Raw genomic sequence first — 19883 nt, 5'->3', positions numbered from 1 at the left:
GGCCGCCGCCTATTTGGCCGCCGTCTCTTCCGCGGCCTGGCCTTTGCGGCTGGCCACGTCGATGGCCGCCTGGGCGTTGACGCGGGCGTCGAGGGAGGCCTGCTCGGCGGCAAGAACGGCCTTCAGCGCCTCAAGCGTGCCGCGGCCCCTGGCCAGCGCCTGTACCTGCAGGGCGGCCTCCATCGCCGCGTCGGCGGCGGCCTGGGCGTCGCTCGACGCCTTCCGCGCCGCCACCGTCGATCGTGCCGCTTCGGCGGCCATCGCCGCCCGCTGGGCCACCCGTGCCGAGAGGCGCGCCGACTCGACGAGGGAGGCCAGGGTCTTGGACGCCTTCGGAGCCGCCTCTGGCGCCTTGGCGGGCGGCACGGCGGCGGCGGCCGGATTGCCGAACGCCGCGCTCGCGGGCGCCGCCGGTCGCGGCTGCAGGGCCAGCGGGGCAGCGGGCGGCGGCTCCAGAATCTCCGTGGTGACCGCCACGGCGGGGCCGAACAGGCCGCGGCCGGTCATGATGGCGGTCTCGCCCGCCATGTCGCCGTCGAGCGCAGGCGCGACCTCGGCTTCGGCCGCCGGCCCGATGTCGATCTCCTGCCGGGCGAGGGTGTCGTCCCCGCTTCCAGCCGTCGCGCGGCCGAGCAGGGAACCCACGTCGACGCTGGCCCCGATGGTGCGCTCGGCCACGGCCCCGCCGGTCATCGCATCGGCGCCAAGGTCGACATCGGCCGCCACCGAGACGTCGAAATCGCCGGCAGCGTTGCCGGGCGACGGTCCGTCGCTTTCGTTGCCGGAGGCGCTCGTCCCGGCATCCGCGCCGGCCCCGGCATCGGTTCCGCCGGCCGAGTTGCCGCCGGAGGCGCCCCCCGACGTCCCGCCCGTGTCACCACCCGACGCCCCCCCGGTATCGCCACCCGTACCCGCGCCGGTATCGCCACCCGTATCCCCGCCGGTATCGCCACCCGCATCTCCACCGGTATCGCCACCCGTATCCCCGCCGGTATCGCCGCCCGTACCCCCGCCGGTATCGCCACCCGAACCGCTCCCGGAATCACCACCGGAGTCGCCGCCCGAATCCCCTCCGGAATCACCGCCCGTATCGCCACCGGAGCTGCCGCCGGTATCACCGCCCGAACTTCCTCCGGAATCCCCACCCGAATCACCGCCGGTATCGCCGCCCGAGCCACCTCCGGAATCCCCACCGGAGTCGCCACCGGTATCGCCGCCCGAACTTCCTCCGGTATCACCACCGGAGCCGCCGCCGGCATCGCCGCCCGAACTTCCTCCGGTATCACCACCGGAGCCGCCGCCGGCATCGCCGCTCGAGCCGCTGCTGGAATCACCGCTCGAGCTATCGCCGGAACCGCCGTCGGAGGATTGGGCGAGGATGATCGAGGACGGGGTCGCCGGCCCACCCGGCCCCGGCGACAGGATGACGCCGGCAAGGGGCGCCGAAGCGGCCTGGGTCGCCCCCCAGGCGATGGCGAGCGCGCTCGCGGTTCCCAACAATGTCGTCCGGATGGAATAGGACCGCATGGCTTGCTCCTCCTCGACCGCTGCCTCGAGGGGAATGGGCGCCCGCCCACGCCCCCGTGGGCCCTCGCGGCGGCGCCGGGGCCCGTGGGGTCGCGCGTTCAGCGACACGGCCCCATGTCGTAGACCGGGGGGCGCGCCGACTTATTCCGTGGCGATGGAGCGGCCGCGCGCCGGCACGCGAAACCCGGCCGGGACTGCGCGGAGGGAGGTGCGCAAGGGACGAAGGGGGAACCCCGCCGGCGCGGCCGCGGGGGGCGGGCGGACGCCTGGCGCCCGCGCGCGCCGCCCGCTCTCAGGCCCGCTCGAAAAGAATCTCCTGGGCGCCCTGCCAGAGGGTTTTCCTGCCCAGTTCCTCCAGCCGCTCCTGGCCGGCGACGATGGTCAGGAAATGGTTGCCGGCGAGTTGGCCGACCTTGCTGGCGAAATGGACGCCGCCATAGGCCAGCAGGATCTCGGTCTCGCTGATGCCGCCGGGATAGAGGATGAACTGGCCGGGGGCCGGGAAGCTGGTGTGGTTTTCATAGCCCAGGCCGAAATCGCGGTCGGCCAGGGGAATCCACACCCCCTCGCCGCTCCAGCGCACGTGGATGACGCGTTCGCGATAGGGCAGCAGGCGGGCGAAGGCGGCGCAGGTGGCCGGCGCCTTCTCCGCCTCCAGCCGGGCCTCGAAGACAAAATCGCCGGACGTGACGCGCACCATGGACATGAAAAACCTCCCAAGCCGACCGAGCCAAACGAATGCCGGGGAATAAGGCGATGGGAGGCGGGGGTGTCAATGGGGATGCAGGTGTGGGCAGATTCTCAGATTCAAATCTGACAACCTATAGAGGCACCCTGGACAGGCACCGATTGCAGCCCGTAATGACCGCGACTACTATGCCCTGTAAGGTCGGCAGATCGAGCCATCCAAGGCCAAAGGGCAAGTGCCCGACCAGACGGCCCCGGCTTGGCACAACGAGCATTGTTATCGGGGGTGATCGGTGGCGCAGATGATCGGCAATGATCAAGACGCCCTGATGCGCATGGCCGCCTTCGAGCACGTTCAACGGCTGCGCGAGATCCATAATCCGTTGACGGCGGCCGACTTGAAGCCCGGTTTCGTGTTCGGCGGCGAGCGCATCCCGCTCATTAACCCGCAGCGCGGCATCTTCAGGCCACGCCAGATGCGCTTCCTGCTCTCCATCAAGACCGTCTTTCCGAGGCCGGGCGGCAGGGTGTGGTACGACGACCAGCGCGACGTCCATCGCCAGATTTTCGAGGGCGAGGAGACCATCGACTACGCCTTCATGGGTAAGAACCCCGACGCCGCCGATAACCAACGGCTCCGCGAAGCCTGTGAGAACCGGATTCCGGTTATCTACTTCATCGGCATCGCCCCGGGCCGCTATCACGCCGAGCTTCCCGTCTACATCACCGGATGGGACCCCCGGACGCTGAAAGCCCGCGTCGCCTTTAGCATGTCCGATCACGAGTATGCGATGCCGCCGGAAAACGCCATCGAACGGCGCTACGCCCTGCGCGAGGTTCAGCAACGACTGCACCAGGATTCCTTCCGTGAGGCGGTACTAGCAGCCTATGGCAGTCGATGTGTGGTTACACGTCTGCCCGAGCCCAAGTTGCTCGACGCCGCCCACATTATTGACGACGGCGATGAAGAATTCGGGCAGCCCATCGTGCCCAACGGAATCCCGCTTTCGAAGCTGCATCATGCGGCATTCGACGCCCATTTCATCGGTATCGATCCTTTTTACCGGCTGCACGTCTCCAAGCGCTTACTGGCCATCAACGACGGACCGATGCTGGAGGCCTTGAAGGGGCTGGAGGGGCAATCAATTCGGATGCCGAACCGCCGCCAGGACTACCCCGACCGCGACCGCTTGGCCCAGCGCTTCGAGCGCTTCAAGGCGGTGGCATGATGTCAGCGCCGGCCCGATCCGCCGGCATCCGTCCGTATCCTGGCCTTCGAAACGCTGCCCAATTTGCACCACAATGCCCGGCTACCCTTCTCCGCGAACTTGGATGGGCTGATTGGGCCTGGCCGGGCATTTGACGGCGGCGGCCCCCTAACCCTTCCTTAACCATTTGCGGCTAGAACTCCCCCCGGTGGGGTCGGGCGGCGATGCCCGCACCCCTCCCCCACGCCCACACGGGCAGCGCAAGGCAGGCGGACCTAAGATGGAACTGCGTGACCGGCCCCTCGTTCAACCCACCCTTTCGAGCACCGCGCGGCCGGCGGCCGCCAAGGGGCTGGTGGCCGATCCGCGCTACCGGCTCGAGGTTTCCGAGCCCCCCCGCGAGAAGAGCCTGCCGGCGCCCCGGCTGCTGATTTCCCTGGTCGGCCTCACCGGCGGGTTGGCCATTCTGTTTTCCGCGCTGAAAGTCACCGGCATCATCGGGTAGCCGTGACGCCCTCCGGATGCGGATTTCCGCGAAGCCGCCTTAGGGAAATCCACAAGCAGGTTTTTCAACCGATTTCGTTTAAGATCCCGGTCCAGGACAACCGTGCAACGCGGGAAAAGCGGAAGGTTGGCGATGGGACAGCTTCGGGGTCGGGTCGTTCATCTGGCGGTTTCGGCGCCTGCAACGGTGGCGGCGCCTTTGGGGCTGGAGGCCGATCCCCACAGCCGGCCCCGCGTTTCCCGGGCGGAGCGGCAGGGGCCGCCGGCGCCCGAACTTTTGGTCTACCTCGCCGCGCCGGCCGTCGTGCTGGCGATCCTCCTCGGCGCACTGAAAGCGGCCGGCGCCATCGTCTGGCCGTGGTCGTGGGTGCTCTCGCCGCTGTGGGGGCTGTTTGCCGCCGTCCTGCTGTTCTCGCTTTTCTTCGCCGGGCTGGCCGTTTCGCGGATGCGCACCCAGCGCCGTTCCCGCTAGATCCTTCGATCCTTCGATTGGGGCCTTCGGCCCTGCATGGGACGAGGCTTCGACCGGGAAGCCCGTCGCCGTAAGCCTGTCCCAGGGCTCAGCACCCCGTCACCGCCTCCACCCTCACGGGGGCCAGGTGGTCCTCCTCCAGGAAGCCCAAGTCGCGCGCCGCGCGGCGCGACACGTCGATCAGGCGGCCGGCCGTGAAGGGGCCGCGGTCGTTGATGGTGAGCACCACGGCGCGCCCGTTTTTCAGGTGGGTCACCCGCACCCGGGTGCCGAAGGCAAGCGTCCTGTGCGCCGCCGTCAGCGCGTTCATGTCGAAGGGCTCGCCGCTGGCCGTGGCGTCGCCGTGCTGGGCGTGGCCGTACCACGACGCCGTGCCGCGCCGGTCGTAGGCCGGGCGGGCCGGGCGGCAGGCCTTGGGGTTGCCGGGTTTCCTCGGCGCCGGCCGGAACGCCGAGGCGACGCGGGGCTGCGGCTGGGCCTTGGGTTGCTCCTGCGCCTGCGCCGGGATCTTGAACTTAAGCGCGGGTGGCGGCGGGGATTCGGGGAAGGTGAAGGCGGCCGGCTCGGCCTTGGCGGCAAGGTTGGGCTCGTCCCCGGGCTGGGCCTGCAGCGCGACGGAAGCCGGCGGCAGCGTCTGCGTCGCCTGGGGCGGCAGGCGCCTGGCGCATCCCATAAGCGCCAGCGCCGCCACCATGAAGAGGAGGCCATGCAGGCAGAGACGGCGTCGCGGGGGTTCGCTGGAAAGCGGCATGGTCCCTCAGGTCCAAGGCGCCGGGGGCGGGCGAACGACTATACCCGCCGCCCCGCCCCGGCTCCACCCCCAATGCGGAGGCGGGAGGGGAACGAGGGAGCCGCCGCAAAGACACGGAGGCACAGCGACTGTCTTGGATTTCAAGCGCTGTGCCTTTGACGACCGTCCCGGATGATGGCGTTGAGGATGACGAGGAGCTTTCGCCTGCATGCGACGATGGCGACCTTGGCGGGTTTGCCGGCGGCGACGGCCAGGTAATAGACGTACCCGCCAAGCATGTAGAGCTCGCCGTGGGCGAAATTGACGATCCTGAGGACGCCGAAGATGATCGACAGCCCGAGCGCGGTAAGGGCATAGAACGTGCTGATGACCAGCCCGTTCAGCGCTTGCTCGGCAACGACCAAGAGGTTCATTCTGTTGATTCGCCTTCGACATGAAGGACATGGCTCATCGGTTGTTTCAACAGGGTGGGAACAACCGCGGTTGCGGACAAGCCCCTGGCCGGCCATCCGTCGTTATCGGAGCGACAGATAGCGACACGTCGCCGCCGATAGGGATTGGCCTCGACCGAATGCCCGGAATAGTCTCCATCCGATACCGTTTACCTCACCGAGGGGTCTCCAAATGACTTGTCCTGTGGATCACGCCCGCACATCCCTTACCGATCTGGCCCGTGCCATGGCCGAGGGCAAGACGACATCTGCCGAGATCGTCGAGGACTGTCTGACCCGCATCGCTTCGCAAGACGGCGAACTGCATGCGTTCGTCGAGGTTTTCGCCGAATCGGCGCGCGCCGCGGCAGCCGGCCTCGACGGCGAGCGGGCCGCCGGCAAGGTCCGGGGCCCGCTGCATGGCATTCCAGTCGCCATCAAGGACCTGGCCGACATCGACGGCCGCATCACCGGCTTCGGATCGCGCGTCTACAGCCTTGTGCCAGCCAGAGCCACAGCTCCCTTCGTCGACCGCCTGATCGCGGCGGGCATGGTCGTCGTCGGCAAAACCCACATGGTGGAGTTCGCGTTCGGCAGTTGGGGAACCAACAACGGGCTCGGCACCCCGCTAAACCCGGTCGACCGCAAGGTCCACCGTGTCCCCGGCGGTTCGAGCAGCGGATCCGCCGTCGCGGTCGCAGCAGGGCTGGTGCCGGTCGCCATCGGGTCCGATACCGGGGGCTCGATCCGTATCCCGGCAAGCCTATGCGGCGTGGTCGGCCTCAAGACCACGGCAGGGCTGGTACCGACCGACGGGGTGGCGCCGCTGAGCCGTACCTTCGACACCATTGGGCCGATTGTCCGGTCCGTCGACGACGCCCGTCTGGTGTTCGAGGCGTTGGCTGCGGTGCAATGCCCGGCCGGGACCGTCACGCCGGCAAGCCTGACTCTCGGCATCGTCGACCCGGACCAGACGGCGCCGGTCGATGACGACGTGCAGGCGGCCGTTTCCGCCACGGTCGAGCGGATTGAGCGGAGCGGCATCCGCTGCGTACCCTTCCGGCTTCCTCACGCCATGGCCGAGTACCAGCACCGCAACGGCATCATCATGGCGGCCGAAGCCTACGCGGCTCTGGGAGCCCGGGCCGAGGACTTCAGGTTTCCCATGGACCCCTTCGTCCGCCGGCGGTTGCTGTCGGGCAAGGAGATCACTCCGGGGCAGTATCGGGAAGCCCAGCAGGAACGCGTCCAGGCCAAGGTGGAGTTCATGGACAAGCTAGGCGGTATCGATTTCGTCTTGTTGCCAACGACGCCGCTGCCGGCGGTGTCCTTGGATCAGGTGGACGAGTCCGTAGCCCCGATGTCGCGTTTCACACGCTTGGCCAACTACCTGGATCTGTGCGCCATTTCCGTGCCGATTGATCGGACGCCACAGGGCCTCCCGGTAGGGCTTCAGATCGTCGCCCGCGGAAGCCAGGAGCGGTCTCTCCTCGACTTGGCGGGCTTTGTGGAGAGACTATCGACGGCGCGGCTAGAAAAGCGGTGAGAGCGTCACAGGAACCGCTCGAACCACGCCGCGGCCAAGCCGGCGGCCTTATCCCGCCACGGGGGTCGGTACACGTCGAAGTGACCGCAGGGCAGAATCCGCAGTTCCTTCGGTTCTCCCGCGCGCTCGTAGGCCCGCCGCACCAGATCGGGCGGGATAAGGGAGTCCCGTTCCGCCGCGATCATCAAAATCGCCGCCGGCGCCGATCCCTCGATCCCGACGGTCGCATCGAAGTCGCGGATTTTTTCCAGGGAATCGACCGTGATCCGGCCGCGCCACGAGGGAACCGACCATTCCGGCGAGCGGTACATCGCCAGCGCTTCCGGGACGGCGAGGACGCCGATGTCCCCCTCTCCCGCCGTCACCGGGATCGTTCCCTCGCCGCTTCCGAAGGCGTCCGGCGCGCTTTCCGCCAGACGGATCAACTGCGTGAGGATGCCGTTTTCCCCCCGCTCCATGAAGGCCGAATTCCCCGCGTTCACGACGGAGGGCACCTGGGCAACGACCGCGCGGACCCGCCGGTCGCCCGCCGCCAGACGCAACACCACCCCGCCGGAGAACGAGGTTCCCCAAACGCCTAGGCGTTCGGGATCGACCTCCGGTCGCTGGGCGAGCCACGTCAGGGCGCAGGCGTAGTCCTCGACCTGATCCAAGGGGAACAATCGACCGCGCGGTTCCCCGCCGCTGGCGCCGAAACAACGGTGATCGAAGACGAGAACGACGAAACCGGCCGCCGCGAAACACCGGGCGAAGGGCTCCAGCCCCTGTTCCTTCACGCACGAAAAGCCATGCGCCATGACGATCGCCGGACGCTTCTTTCCATCGTCGCCGGGGGTGAACAGCCAGCCGGCGAGATCGACCCCTCCGCTCGAAAAAACGACGTCCTCCCGCATTTCACCGACTCCGTTTCAATAAAGCGTCGTGTCGGGCGCGCGTTCGTCCAGAATCCCCTCCATCCTGTCGCGGATGCGCGCCTTCCATTCGGGGTGCGGCAGGACGTAGAAACGATTCTCGCGCACGGCGTCGAGCGTCCGGGCCGCCACCTCGTCGGGATCGGCCCCGTTCTCGACGGCCTTCATGCAATGCTCGTAGGCCTCCTCCTGATCCGGGGCGAAGGCCGCCACCTCGCCCGGGCGTTCGGTGGGCGGGCGGAGGCGCCCTGAATCTCCGATCCGCGTCCGCGCCCATCCCGGACAGAGGACCGAGACGCCGACCGCCGCCCCCCGCCTGGCCAGTTCGAAGCGCAACTGCTCGGAAAGCGAGACCACCGCGTGTTTGCTGACCTGATAGGGGGCCGAAAGGGCGTGATGGGTGATCAATCCCTGGATCGACGCGGTGTTGACGATGTGGGCCTCGCCCCCCTGTTCCAGGAGGATCGGCATGAAGATCCGCACGCCGTGGACGACGCCCCAGAGGTTGACGCCCAGCACCCAATGCCAATCATCGAGGGAGGTTTCCCAGACCGAGGTTCCGAAAGCAACGCCCGCGTTGTTGCACAGCAGATGGACCGCGCCGAAGGCCTCCACCGCCTTTCGGGCGAGTTCTTCCACCCGTTCGGGCGACGACACGTCGGTCGGCACGGCGATCGCCTTCGCCCCCGACTGGCCTAGCTCTCCCCGCGTCGCCTCCAGCGCCGCCTTGTCGATGTCGGCAAGCACGACGTTCATTCCCGCGCCCGCGCAACGAAGGGCGAGGGCACGGCCGATGCCGGTCGCCGCTCCGGTGATGACCGCCGTCTTTCCGCCGAGGTTCTTCACGTGGTTCCCCCATTTCCGCCGTCGGACACTGCCTTTCGGATGAGATCCGCCAGCACCGGCGCAATTTCACCCTTGATCATGCCGAAATGACTCCCGGGGGCCGGGTGTTGCCGGAAGAGGCCCGACGTGAACGGCGACCAGTCCCACTCTTCCCCGTCCGCCGCGGACTCCGGCGCCTTGAACAGGTGGATGTCCGTTCGGATCGGCCCGGCGGGCAGATGGGCGGCAAGCGAGGCCGCACGCTGGGCAAGTATATCCAGTGCCCCACCAAGGGCCGCCGCGTCGGTGCCGTTCGGCACGCGGTTCGCGCTTTTGAGAAGGGCAACGGCTGTCTCGAGGATTTCGTCGGGGTCGGCGTCGGCCCGGGTGTCGGGCCAGGCCGCCCCGTCCCGGTCGCCCAGCAGCATCCTGACCGTCAGATCGATCAGCGCCGGCCGCGACGGGGTATAACGTGTCGATTCCGTCCCCGGCGGAGCGGCGTCCAGCGCGACCACCGCGCCCGGACGGACGCCGGCCTTCTCCAATCGCCTCGCCAGTTCGAAAGCGACATGGGCGCCGAAGCAGTGTCCCACCAGGACGGCGCCAGACAGCCCCGCATCGAGATCGCGCTCCACGCGTCCCGCCAAATCCTCGATCCTCCCCGCGTCGGCCGGATACTGGACGCCGAAGACCCGGCGACCGTCGCCCAGCCACCGCGAAATCTCGTGCAGGTCCAGCAGTTGTCCGCCGAGGCCGGGAAGGAGAATGACGGGAGCCCCGCCGCCGCCGTCCCCCAGCGCCACGACGCAGCAGGGTGGGCGGCTCGCGTCGGCGTCGCGAAGGAACTCCGCCAGCCTGGCGACGGTCGGGGATTTCAGCATCAGGGACAGGGGCGGATCGACGCCGAAGCGGTCGCGTACCTCCACCATGATGCGCAACGCGGTGAGGGAGTTGCCGCCCATCCTCAGCAACGTGTCGTTCCGGCCGAGGTCGTCGGTCCCCAGGACGCGGCGCCAGATGTCCCACACCGCCCACTCGACGGGATCGAGCGGCGCTTCTGGCCCGCCTCGATCCGCTTCGCGTCCTCCCGTCTCGGGCAGCGCGGCGAGGTCGATTTTTCCCGCCGCGTTTTTCATCAGGGCTCCGACGATGGTGATCATCGAGGGGATCATGTGTTCCGGCAGGCGTTCGCGAAGCGCCTCCTGAAGCGCACCTCCGTCGATCTCGGACGCCCGCCGGGGGACGACGAAGGCAACCAGGCGCGCGTTCTCCTCCCCCAGTTTGACGACGACCGCCTCCTCCACGCCCGGCAAGCCGAGGAGCGTCCGTTCGATTTCGCCAAGCTCGACGCGATAGCCGCGCAATTTCACCTGACGATCCAGCCGCCCCATGAACTCGACGTCGCCATCCTCGAGCAGACGGGCGCGGTCGCCGCTCCTGTAGATGCGTTCGGTCACGCCCCGGACGTCGATCTCGACGAATTTCTCGGCCGTCGCCGCCGGGCGATTGAGGTATCCCAGCGCCAATCTCTCGCCGGCGATGGCGAGTTCCCCCGGAACGCCGGAAGGGAGCAGGACGTCGCCCGGTCCGAGGACGTAAAAACGCGTATTGGGCAGCGGCTTTCCGATGGGCAGGCTTGGCCGTGCCCTCCAGCGAGAGAGGTCTGCCGGAACGGTGAACACCGACGCCGCCATCGTCGCCTCGGTCGGGCCGTAGATGTTGAGCAAACGCGCCTCGGAGGAGAGGAAATGAAGCGCCTCCGCCGCCGTCCGCGCGTCAAGCGCGTCGCCGCCCGAGATCAGCCGGCGAAGACGCCGAAGGCTTCGCGGCTTGAGATGGGGGATCAACTCGCGCAGAAGCGCTGGCGGAAACTCCGCGACGGTGATCTCTCGCGTCTCGATCTCCTCCAGAAGAGTTTCGGGATCCATGAAACGCGAGGCGAGAAGGACGGAACAGGCGCCCGCCGCGTGCGCGACCAGAACCTGTTCCAGCGAGGCGTCGAAGGTCGGCGAAGCGAACTGAAGCACGTTGTCGTCGGGACGCAGGCGATAGACCCCGCGCACCGCTTCGATGTGGCTGTGGACCGCCCGGTGATCGACGATGACGCCCTTCGGCGTCCCGGAACTGCCCGAGGTGTGGATGATGTAGGCGGGATCGCCGGGCGCAGGGCCGGGGCCCGGATCGTCGGCGGGAAGGGAGCCGGCGACGGCGTTGAGTTCCTCGATCGTCGCGGCGATCGGGAAATCGGCGAAGACGGCCCGGTCGGCGGCGCGCGTCGCCAGCAGAACGGCGGCCGCGTCCTTTAGCTGAAGGGCCGTCCGCCGCACCGGCGCGTCGGGCGACACCGGCAGGTAGATGGCGCCGATCTTCCAGATCGCCAGCAACAGGACCGGCCAATCGATGACGCCGTCCAGCGCCGAGGCGACGACCGATCCCGGCCGAACTCCGCGATCGATCAATGCGCGCGCCAGACGGTTGGAGCGGGTCTCGACGCGCCCGTAGCTCATCTCGTCTTCGCCCAGGCGCAACGCCGGATAATCGCCCTGCCGCACCGCCTGTTTCCTCCAGACGTCGAGGAAGGTGCCGGGCGCGAGCGGCCGGCTCGTGTCGTTGCCCGCGGCGATCCGCGCCCAGGCTTCGTCCGACACCAGGGAAAGCTCGCCGATCGGCGTGTCGGGCCGCTCGCAGACCCGGCGCACGATCGCGAAATAGCCGTCGAGCAGACCGCGCACCGTCTCCCCGCGGAAAAGGGCGCTCGAATACTCCACGCGGACACGGACCGCGTCCTCGTACTCCACGAGATCGACCGCGAGGTCGAACATGGCCACGTCGGCGTACAGGTCGATCGTCTCGATCGTCGTGCCGCCAATAACGTCGGCGCGCCGCCTCGCCGTCCGCTCGAAGTTGAAGACGATGTCGAGCAGCGGGTTCCACTCGTTCGGCTCGATGAAGGGCAGCGCGGCGACCAAATGCTCGAAGGGGAACTCGGCATTCCGCATGGCGTCGAGAACCAGCGCCCGCACCCGATCGAGAATATCCGTGAAGGGCATCTCGGGATCGATCCGCCCGGTCAGCGGCAGGGTGTTGGCGAAAAGGCCGACGACATGGCCGAATCCCCCCGCCTCGCGCGGGGAAACGAGCGTGCCGAGCGTGATCTCCCGCTGTCCGGTGAACCGGTGTAGCGCGCAGAAAAAGGCGGCGAGCAGCGTCATGAACATCGTGGTGCCGCGCGAGATCGAAAGCGCCTTCACCGCACGGGAGTCGAGATAGTCAATGAGCGAGGCGCCCTCGAAATTTTTCACCGCCGGCCGCGGAAAGTCGGTGGGCAATTTCGGGCGCACAGGCAGGGTCCGGTGGCGATCGAGCCAGAATTTCCGTTGCCGGGCGTATTCGTCGGACGCGAGAAATGAGGACTCCCATTCGGCGAAATCGGCGTAGCCGCGATCGAGCGGTTCGAGTTCGTTTCCCGCGAGGACGGTCCGCATCTCCTCGGCGATAAGGGCGGCGGAGCGTCCGTCGAAAATCAGGTGATGGCAGACGAACACCACGATCCGGTCATTCGGTCCGACGGGCCGGACGACAACGCGGAACAGCGGCGGGATCGCGAGATCGAAGGGTTGATCGCAAGCCTCCACCAGCGCGCCGAGATCCGTTTCGGGGTCGAAATCCCCCTCGTTCGAAACCGTGAGACGGACGTCGACGCGATCGTGAACGTCGCAAACGAACTCCCCCGCCTCGAAACGGAAGGCGCACCGGAAGGCGTCGTGGCGGGCGACCATCCGTTCGGCAAAGGCCTGGGCGGCGTCGAGCGAGAAAGGACCGCGGACCCGTGCGACGTGGACCAGATGATAGGCCCGATCCCCGCCCGGCAACCGGCATTGCAGGAAAAGGCGACGCTGCGCCGAGGACATGGGCGCGCGCCGGGCCGCGTTCGAAGAAGAGGTCATCGGTCGCCGCACCCCCTCCCCCGCCGGGACCGGTCGCCTCATGCGCCGATCTCCTTCACGATGTCCGCCGCGATGGTCTCCAGGCTCGCCTGTTCCGCCAGGAAACCGAACGGCACCGAGACCGACAGCCGTTTCTCCACCCGATTGCGGAAATCCATCGCCATCAGGGAATCGAGGCCGAGGCGCATCAGGGAGGTGTCGGTCGGCACCGCCGAAGCGTCCTCGTGCCCCATGACCTTGGCGACGATCCTCCGGATCGCGGTCAGGACCGCCGCCGGGCGCTCCTCGGGCGTCGCGGCGCGGATCCGCTCGGCCGGCGATCCCGCGCCCGCCTCCTCCGCCCCCGGCGCCCGTTCGGGCGCGGCCGCTGTCTTGGGCACGGCCAATCGCGAGAACAAGGTGGAGGCGATGTCACCCGGCACCGTCTCCAGGAACCGGCCCCAATCCATGTCGGCGACCGTCGTCACCGGGATGTCGCGCTTGAGGATCGCGGCGAGAACGGCGACGCCATCGGCGGGCTTGATGCCGAGGATGCCGTTTTTCGCCATCCGCTCGCCCGCCTCGCTTCCCGTCGCGGCCATGCCGACATCGGCGAACGGTCCCCAGCACACGGCCGTACCGCTGAGCCCCAGGGAACGGCGGTGATCGACGAGCGCGTTCATGAAGGCGTTGCCGGCCGCATAGTTGACTTGCCCCCGGTTGCCCAGCGTGGCGGCAGCCGAGGAGAAGACGACGAAGAAGTCGAGCGGCCGGTCGAGCGTCGCCAGATGCAGGTTCCAGGCGCCCAGCATCTTCGGGCGGAGGACCGTCGTGAAGCGCTCCCAATCCATTCGCGCGATGGTCCGATCATCAAGGATGCCCGCCGCGTGGATCACGCCGCGCAACGCAAGGGGCGATCCGTCGATCCCTTCCATCAACCTTCGCACGTCGTCGGGATCGGCGATGTCGCACCGGACGGCCGTCACCTCCGTTCCGCCGGCACGCATCGCCTCGATCCGCGCGGCGGCTTCCTCCGAGGGCGCGCGGCGGCCAGTCAGCACGATTCCGCCAACCTTTCCCGCCGCCAGCCATTCCGCGAACTCCAGTCCCAGCGCGCCGAGGCCGCCGGTGATGAGATAGACCCCATCGGCGCGAAGCCGCTTCTCGCCCGACTGTCCGCGCCCGCGGATTTCCGCGCGGTGGGAGAGCGCCACGCGGCCGATGTGCAGCGCCCGCGACATGAAGCGGAAGGCATCGGAGGCCCGTTCGACGGGGAAGACCCTGACCGGCGGCGCGAAGAGGGCGCCACTCTCCATCTCGCGCAGGATCGCTGCCATCATGTCGGCACGACCGTCCGCCGACCCAGCCACGACGTCGGTCAGGTCGAAGGCCTGATACCGCGCCGTCGGATGGATCTCGCGAACCGCCTCCTCCGACAGAATTTCCCGCTTGCCAAGTTCCAGGAACCGCCCGCCGTCGACGAGCAGAAGGAGACTCCGCCGCAGGTGTTCGCCGGTCAGCGAGTTGAGCACGACGTGAACGCCGCGCCCGCCGGTGAGACGCCTCACCTCGTCGGCGAAGTCGAGCGAACGGGAATTGAAAACATGGTGCGCGCCGATCCGCGTCAGATAGTCGCGCTTGCGTCGCGATCCTGCCGTGGCGAACACCTCCGCCCCGGCGTTGAGCGCTTGCTGAACCGCCGCCAGACCGACGCCGCCCGCACCCGCGTGGATCAACACGCGCTCGCCCTTTTGGAGCTTCCCCAGTTCGAACAGGCCGTGGCGGGCGGTCATGAAGGCGATGGAGATTGTCGCCGCCTCCTCGAAGGTCAGGAAGTCGGGCTTGCGGGTCAGGAAACGACGCTGCGAGGTCTGATAGGCGCTGAAGCCGCCGCCCGCCATGTCGCGCGAGATCACCGCGTCGCCCGGGCGCAGATCGTCAACGCCCGCTCCGACGCGGGTGACGACGCCCGCCGCCTCCCCGCCGACACGGTTCGCCGTGTCACTCAACTCGCCCAGCGAACGCAACACGTCCTTGAAGTTGACGCCGGTGGCGACGATCTCGAACTCCACCTCGCCCGGTCCCGGTTCCCGCCGATCTTGCGGGACGAGGCGCATGTCGTCCAAACCGCCGCCGCCGATCTCCAGCGTGTACGGCTCGCGCGGCGCAACCGCTTCGTCGCTCCCGCCCGGAAGCCGACGCGTGAAACGCGCGACGAAACGCCGGTCGCCGCGCAGACACACCCGGGATTCCGGCCCGTCGGCCGTCATCTCGGCGGCGAGCGCCGCCAGTTCGACCTCGTCCGGATCGGGCGAGAGGTCGACATGGGTCGGTCGGCGATCCGCCATTTCCAGCGCCGCCACGGCCGTGAAGCCGTCGAGACCGCCCGCGCGAAGCCGGGGGCCGGCATCCTCGTCGAGGATCAGGCGGTCGCCCGTGGTGACGATCCACAACCGGGCGGGGAAGGTCGCCGAGGCAAGGGCTTTCGTCAGCGCGAGCGCGCCCTGCAGCCGACGATCGGCGTCGGCGACGAGATCGGCGGACGTGTTCCGCCCGAAATCTGCGGAAATGGCGGGCCGCATGTGGACGACGGCGACGGGATCGCCCCCTTCCAACCCCAGCCGCGCGAAGGCCTCGGCGAGGGCGCCCTCTTTCTCCCAATCGACGCCGAACCGTCGGCCGCCGCGATCCTCGGGACGCTCCGCCGGCTCCAGCCGGAAAACGCGACCCGGCAACCGGGCGGCGAGCGTTTCAAGCGCCGGATGGGGTTCGCCGAACAGCACCCAGGCTCGCGGTTTCTCCTCCTCACCTGTCGGGTGAAGCGCCTCCCTCGGCCACTCCTCGATGTAAACCAAGCGGCGGAGCTGTTTCAGGCTCTCCTCCCGTCGCAGGGCTTGGCGCGACACGGCGGCACTTACGAAGCCCTCGACCGAGACGACGAGTTGCCCCCGCTCGTCGTAAACGCGCATCGAGCTTTCGACCGAACCGCCCCCGCCCGCCGCCTTGGTCGCCTCGGTCCGGGTGTGGACGCGCGAAAGCCCCGGCGCGAACGGCCGGTGGACGGTCAACGACTTGACGTAGAAGGGAATGTGGATCAGCCCCTCGTCGGGCGCGGCGGCGCCATCGCCCATCAGCGCGACGGCGGGCGTCTGGAAGATGGTGTCGAGTTCACCTGGCGTGATCCAATAGTCGCGCGTGCGCGCGTCGCGTTCGGGAACCCGCCATCCGCCGAGGATGTCGTCGCCGGCGCTTCCCGCCTCCTCCACGCATCGGAAGAGCGGACCGTACTCGTACCCCAGACTGGACATCGTCGCGTAGAATTCGGCCCCGCTCACCCGGAAGTCGAGGCGGTCGCTCAACGCGTCCAAATCGACGGAGGGGCCGGGAAGCGGCGGTTCCCCGCGCTCGATCCACCCCTCGCAATGCTTCACCCAGCCGTCCGATCCCCCCTCGCGGCTCAGAAGCTCGAAGGAACAGCGGCTTCGGTTCACGTCCCGCACGACGATCTGCACCGTGCGGTCGGCGTCAAACAGGATCAACGGCTGGATCAATTGGATGTCGGTCAGACGGAACGGTTCGTCGGCGAACAACTCGCGGCCGGCGAGCCAGATCCAGCTCAGCAGGGCGGCGCCCGGCGCCGTTTCCACGCCCAGAATGACGTGTTCGGGGAAAAAGTGATGCCGACCGCGGGAGACGTCGGCCTGGAAGATCACCGCGCCCGGCAGCGCCGGCGTTTCCAGCCTTTGACCGATGATCGGATGTCCCGCGACGACGGACGCCCCCGACCGGGGCTCGACCGTCGGTTCGGATCTCTCCACCCAATGGCGCTGGCCGCCGAAGGGATGGGTCGGCAGGGCGACCTTGCGTCCGCCGAAGGGGGCGTCCCACGCCGCCCAATCGAGATCGACGCCGGCTTGATACAACTCGCCCGCCGCCTCGCCCAACGCCTGGAAATCGGGGACGCGGAAACGCGTCGACGCCGCGGCGCGCGGCCGATCGTGGCCCAAACACCGCTCGGCGAAGGAAAGGAGGGTGGGGCGGGGACCGACCTCCAGGCACGCGGCACAAGCGAGGCCGCGCAGGCTCTCCAGGGATTCGCTCATGCGGACCGTGCCGCGCAGATGGCGTACCCAGTATTCGGGATCGGTCAACAACCCCGGCCCGGCAATCGCGGCGGTCGCGTTGGAGATCAGCGGAATTCGAGGCTCGCGGAGGGTAACGGCCGAGACCGCGCGCCGGAACTCGTCCAGCACCGGCTCCATCTGCGGCGAATGGAAGGCATGCGAGACGCGCAGTTCCTGATACCGGAGTCCGCGCTTCTCCAATTCCTCCAGGATGGGTTCCATCGCGTCGGCGAAGCCGCTGATCACCGTGTTGTCGGGCGAATTGAACGCGGCGGGCGAGACGCGATCCCCGCGGCCACCGAGAAGCGGCACCACGACATTCGGCGCGGCCGAGACGGCGACCATGATTCCGCGGCCCGGCGCGCTCCCCATCAGTCGGCCGCGCAGCGAGACCAAGCGCAGCGCGTCCTCGAGGTCGAACACGCCCGCGACGCAGGCCGCGACATACTCGCCGACGCTGTGACCGATCACGACCGCCGGCTCCACGCCGAACGAGCGCCACAACCGCGTCAACGCGTATTCGACGGCGAAGAGCAGGGGCTGGGAATAGCGCGTGTTGTCGACGGTCGCGGAGGTCGCGTCCTCGCCGTACAGCAGGTCGATGAGCGAGGCGCCCTCGGCCTGGCGATAGATCGCGTCGCACTCCTCCATCGCGCGGCGGAACTCCGGTTGGGTTCGGAACAGCCCGCCGCCCATGCCGACGTATTGCGCGCCCTGGCCCGTGTAGAGGAAGGCGACGCCGCGCTCGCGGCCGACATGGGCGAAGTCTTCCTGTTCCAGAAGATCGGCCAGACCGTCGAGAATCCCCCCCTTGTCCTCTCCCGTCACGGCAACGCGGTATTCAAGATGGGAACGGCCGATCGTGGCGGTGTGGCAAATGTCGGCGAGATCGTCGCCGTCGAAATCCTTGAGAAAGGCGACATAGCGCCGGATCAGCGTCCGCAAAGCGTCCGGCGTGCGGGCGGAGAGGAGGAGCGTGTGGTGGGAGCGTTCCGCGACATGCCTTTGCGCAAGGGCGGGCGGCTCCTCGATGACGAGATGGGCATTCGTCCCGACGAAACCGAAGGAACTGACGCCCGCGATCCGGGGCTTGTCGCTGCGCGGCCAGGGATGGTTCGCCGAGGCCACCTCGACCGGCCAACGGTCCCACTCGATGGCGGGATTGGGGGTGTCGAAGTGCAGGTTGCCGGGAATGACGCCGTACCGGAAGGCGAGCAGAACCTTCTCCAGTCCGGCAATACCCGACGCCGCCTCCAGGTGTCCGATGTTGGATTTCACCGAGCCGACGACGAGCGGGTTCTCCTTTCCGCGGACCCCTTCCATGACATGGCCGATGGCCGTCAGTTCCGTGCGGTCGCCGACCCGCGTTCCGGTGCCGTGCGTCTCGATGTAGTCGACCTCGGCCGGATCGAGCCCCGCCTCGCGGAGCGCGCCCAGGATGACCTTCTCCTGCGCGCGGCCATTGGGGGCGGAGATGCCGGTACTCTCGCCATCCTGGTTGACGAACGACCCCCGAATCACGCCCAGAATCCGGTCGCCCGCCGCCAGCGCGTCGGAAAGGCGCTTCAGAACGACCAGGCCGCCGCCTTCGGCCCTCGCATACCCCTTCGCATCGGCGTCGAAGCTCTTGCACAACCCGTCGGGCGACAGGGCGCGGAGCTTGGTCAGGCAAATCTGCATGTCCGGGCTGAGCATCAGGTTGAAGCCGCCCGCCACGGCCAGGCCCGTCCGACCGAGCCGCAGACACGAGCACGCGTTGTCGATCGCCACCATCGACGACGAGCAGGCGGTGTCGATCGCGAGGCTCGGCCCTTCCAACCCGAAGACAAAGGAGACGCGCCCGGCGAGCGCGCTGTAACAACTGCCGGTCAGCGAATAGCTGGTGGCGTGAAGGATGTTGTCGTGAATACCGATGTCGGAATAATCGGTGCTCGACACGCCGATGAACACGCCGGTGTCGCTCCCGCGCAGCGAGAGGGGAGGCATGCCGGCGTCCTCGAAGGCCTCCCAGCAGAGTTCCAACAGGATCCGCTGCTGGGGATCCATGTCGGCCGCCTCCTTGGGGGAGATGTTGAAGAAGGCCGGATCGAAGCGGTCGACGGGCACGTCCATGAAGCCGCCGCGCGTCGTGCACATCTTGCCGGGAGCGGCCACGTCCGGGTCGTAGTACGCGAGCTTGTCCCACCGCGAGGCCGGAACATCCCCGATCACGTCAAGGCCGGTCGACAGAATCCGCCAGAATTCCGCGGGCGAGTTCGCTCCGCCCGGAAAACGGCAGCTCATGCCGACGACGGCGATGTGATCCCGGTCATTCCTCTGTCGCATCATGCCCGTTCGCGACAGCCGATTGCTTGGCCCTTCCCGTGGAACGCGGAGGAGCGGGGAGGCGAGGGAGAGGTCGCGGCCGATGCCGCTGGGTGAGTGGCTGCCTTCACGATTGGGAAAACAAGATCGGCGATACGCCCGGCGATGTCAGCGGCGATCTTGCGCCCCCTGGCGGCCAGCGAACCATCCTTATGCAGCTTTTTCGCTCCGAGATGGGCCGCCCCGATAAGCGCGAACTCAAAGAACATGGCCCGAACCTCGTCGGCCGATCCGCAGGACGCCGGTCGGCGGTCGAATCTCGGATCGGTTCCGATGCATTTTACGCCATCTCCATTTCAAGGAGGGGCTCTCCGTCCGGAAGAACGACGCGCACCACACACATAACGCCCCTTGAAATCGATAATTAGAATGACAGTGCGCGGAACATCCAACCCACACATGGTCGTATCGCCGTCCAGGGGCATTGTCCAGTTGCCATTGACAAATCAACCTCCCTGGCCAGGCCGCACCCCCGCCAAGGCCTTCGTCGAAGGCCTCCCGAAACCTCGAAACGGAAAGGAGGAAACCAAACAGAAAGCCGCTTAAAATACCCCGCCAGGAGCGGCACCTGTCAGGCGATTACCGTATCTGTACACCCAATCTATCC

At 68.0% G+C, this 19883-nt stretch carries 12 protein-coding genes; 4 read left to right on the top strand and 8 right to left on the bottom strand.

Translation table 11 applies throughout. From position 1 onward, the window contains the following. Positions 1–9 precede the first annotated feature (9 nt). Positions 10–1527 (bottom strand): hypothetical protein, encoded by a 1518-nt coding sequence (locus ODR01_RS20080; protein WP_316979482.1) that lies wholly within the window; start codon positions 1525–1527, stop codon positions 10–12. Between the two features lie 292 nt (positions 1528–1819). Beyond that, positions 1820–2233: a DUF3830 family protein gene (locus tag ODR01_RS20075; protein WP_316979481.1), complete on the bottom strand. Its 414-nt coding sequence runs from the start codon at positions 2231–2233 to the stop codon at positions 1820–1822. Positions 2234–2516: 283 nt separating this feature from the next. Between ODR01_RS20075 and ODR01_RS20070 the strand changes: the two genes are divergently transcribed. The 3 genes from ODR01_RS20070 to ODR01_RS20060 all read left to right on the top strand — a co-directional run bounded on the left by ODR01_RS20070 (position 2517) and on the right by ODR01_RS20060 (position 4398). Next, complete coding sequence (locus ODR01_RS20070; protein WP_316979494.1) at positions 2517–3443, top strand: HNH endonuclease; 927 nt, start codon at positions 2517–2519, stop codon at positions 3441–3443. A 259-nt stretch (positions 3444–3702) separates the two neighbouring features. After that, entirely contained in the window at positions 3703–3927 is a 225-nt protein-coding gene (locus ODR01_RS20065) for a hypothetical protein (protein ID WP_316979480.1), read from the top strand. Between the two features lie 132 nt (positions 3928–4059). Next, positions 4060–4398 (top strand): hypothetical protein, encoded by a 339-nt coding sequence (locus tag ODR01_RS20060; RefSeq protein ID WP_316979479.1) that lies wholly within the window; start codon positions 4060–4062, stop codon positions 4396–4398. An 88-nt stretch (positions 4399–4486) separates the two neighbouring features. Here ODR01_RS20060 and ODR01_RS20055 read toward each other — a convergent pair whose 3' ends face one another. Both ODR01_RS20055 and ODR01_RS20050 read right to left on the bottom strand, forming a co-directional pair. Next, positions 4487–5149, bottom strand: a complete 663-nt coding sequence (locus ODR01_RS20055; RefSeq protein ID WP_316979478.1) for a septal ring lytic transglycosylase RlpA family protein — start codon at positions 5147–5149, stop codon at positions 4487–4489. 140 nt (positions 5150–5289) lie between these two features. Further along, positions 5290–5562 carry an ABC transporter permease subunit gene (locus tag ODR01_RS20050; RefSeq protein ID WP_316979477.1) on the bottom strand — a complete coding sequence of 91 codons (273 nt, stop codon included), beginning with the start codon at positions 5560–5562 and terminating at the stop codon, positions 5290–5292. Positions 5563–5773: 211 nt separating this feature from the next. Here ODR01_RS20050 and ODR01_RS20045 point away from each other — a divergent pair, with 211 nt between their 5' ends. Then, on the top strand, positions 5774–7126 hold the full coding sequence (locus ODR01_RS20045; RefSeq protein WP_316979476.1) for an amidase: 1353 nt from the start codon (positions 5774–5776) through the stop codon (positions 7124–7126). Between the two features lie 5 nt (positions 7127–7131). Here ODR01_RS20045 and ODR01_RS20040 read toward each other — a convergent pair whose 3' ends face one another. The 4 genes from ODR01_RS20040 to ODR01_RS20025 are packed head-to-tail and all read right to left on the bottom strand — an operon-like array spanning position 7132 to position 19240. Then, positions 7132–8019 (bottom strand): alpha/beta hydrolase, encoded by an 888-nt coding sequence (locus tag ODR01_RS20040; protein WP_316979475.1) that lies wholly within the window; start codon positions 8017–8019, stop codon positions 7132–7134. A 15-nt stretch (positions 8020–8034) separates the two neighbouring features. After that, complete coding sequence (locus ODR01_RS20035; RefSeq protein WP_316979474.1) at positions 8035–8883, bottom strand: SDR family NAD(P)-dependent oxidoreductase; 849 nt, start codon at positions 8881–8883, stop codon at positions 8035–8037. Beyond that, on the bottom strand, positions 8880–12851 hold the full coding sequence (locus tag ODR01_RS20030) for a non-ribosomal peptide synthetase (RefSeq protein ID WP_316979473.1): 3972 nt from the start codon (positions 12849–12851) through the stop codon (positions 8880–8882). Before ODR01_RS20030 ends, ODR01_RS20035 begins: the two co-directional genes overlap by 4 nt. Beyond that, a complete protein-coding gene (locus ODR01_RS20025; protein WP_316979472.1) occupies positions 12848–19240 on the bottom strand; it encodes a type I polyketide synthase in 6393 nt (2130 codons plus the stop codon). Before ODR01_RS20025 ends, ODR01_RS20030 begins: the two co-directional genes overlap by 4 nt. Positions 19241–19883: the final 643 nt, after the last annotated feature.

It is taken from the genome of Shumkonia mesophila (assembly GCF_026163695.1).
Taxonomy (GTDB): Bacteria; Pseudomonadota; Alphaproteobacteria; order Rhodospirillales; family Shumkoniaceae; genus Shumkonia; species Shumkonia mesophila.
This window is presented reverse-complemented; position numbering and strand designations above follow the sequence as displayed.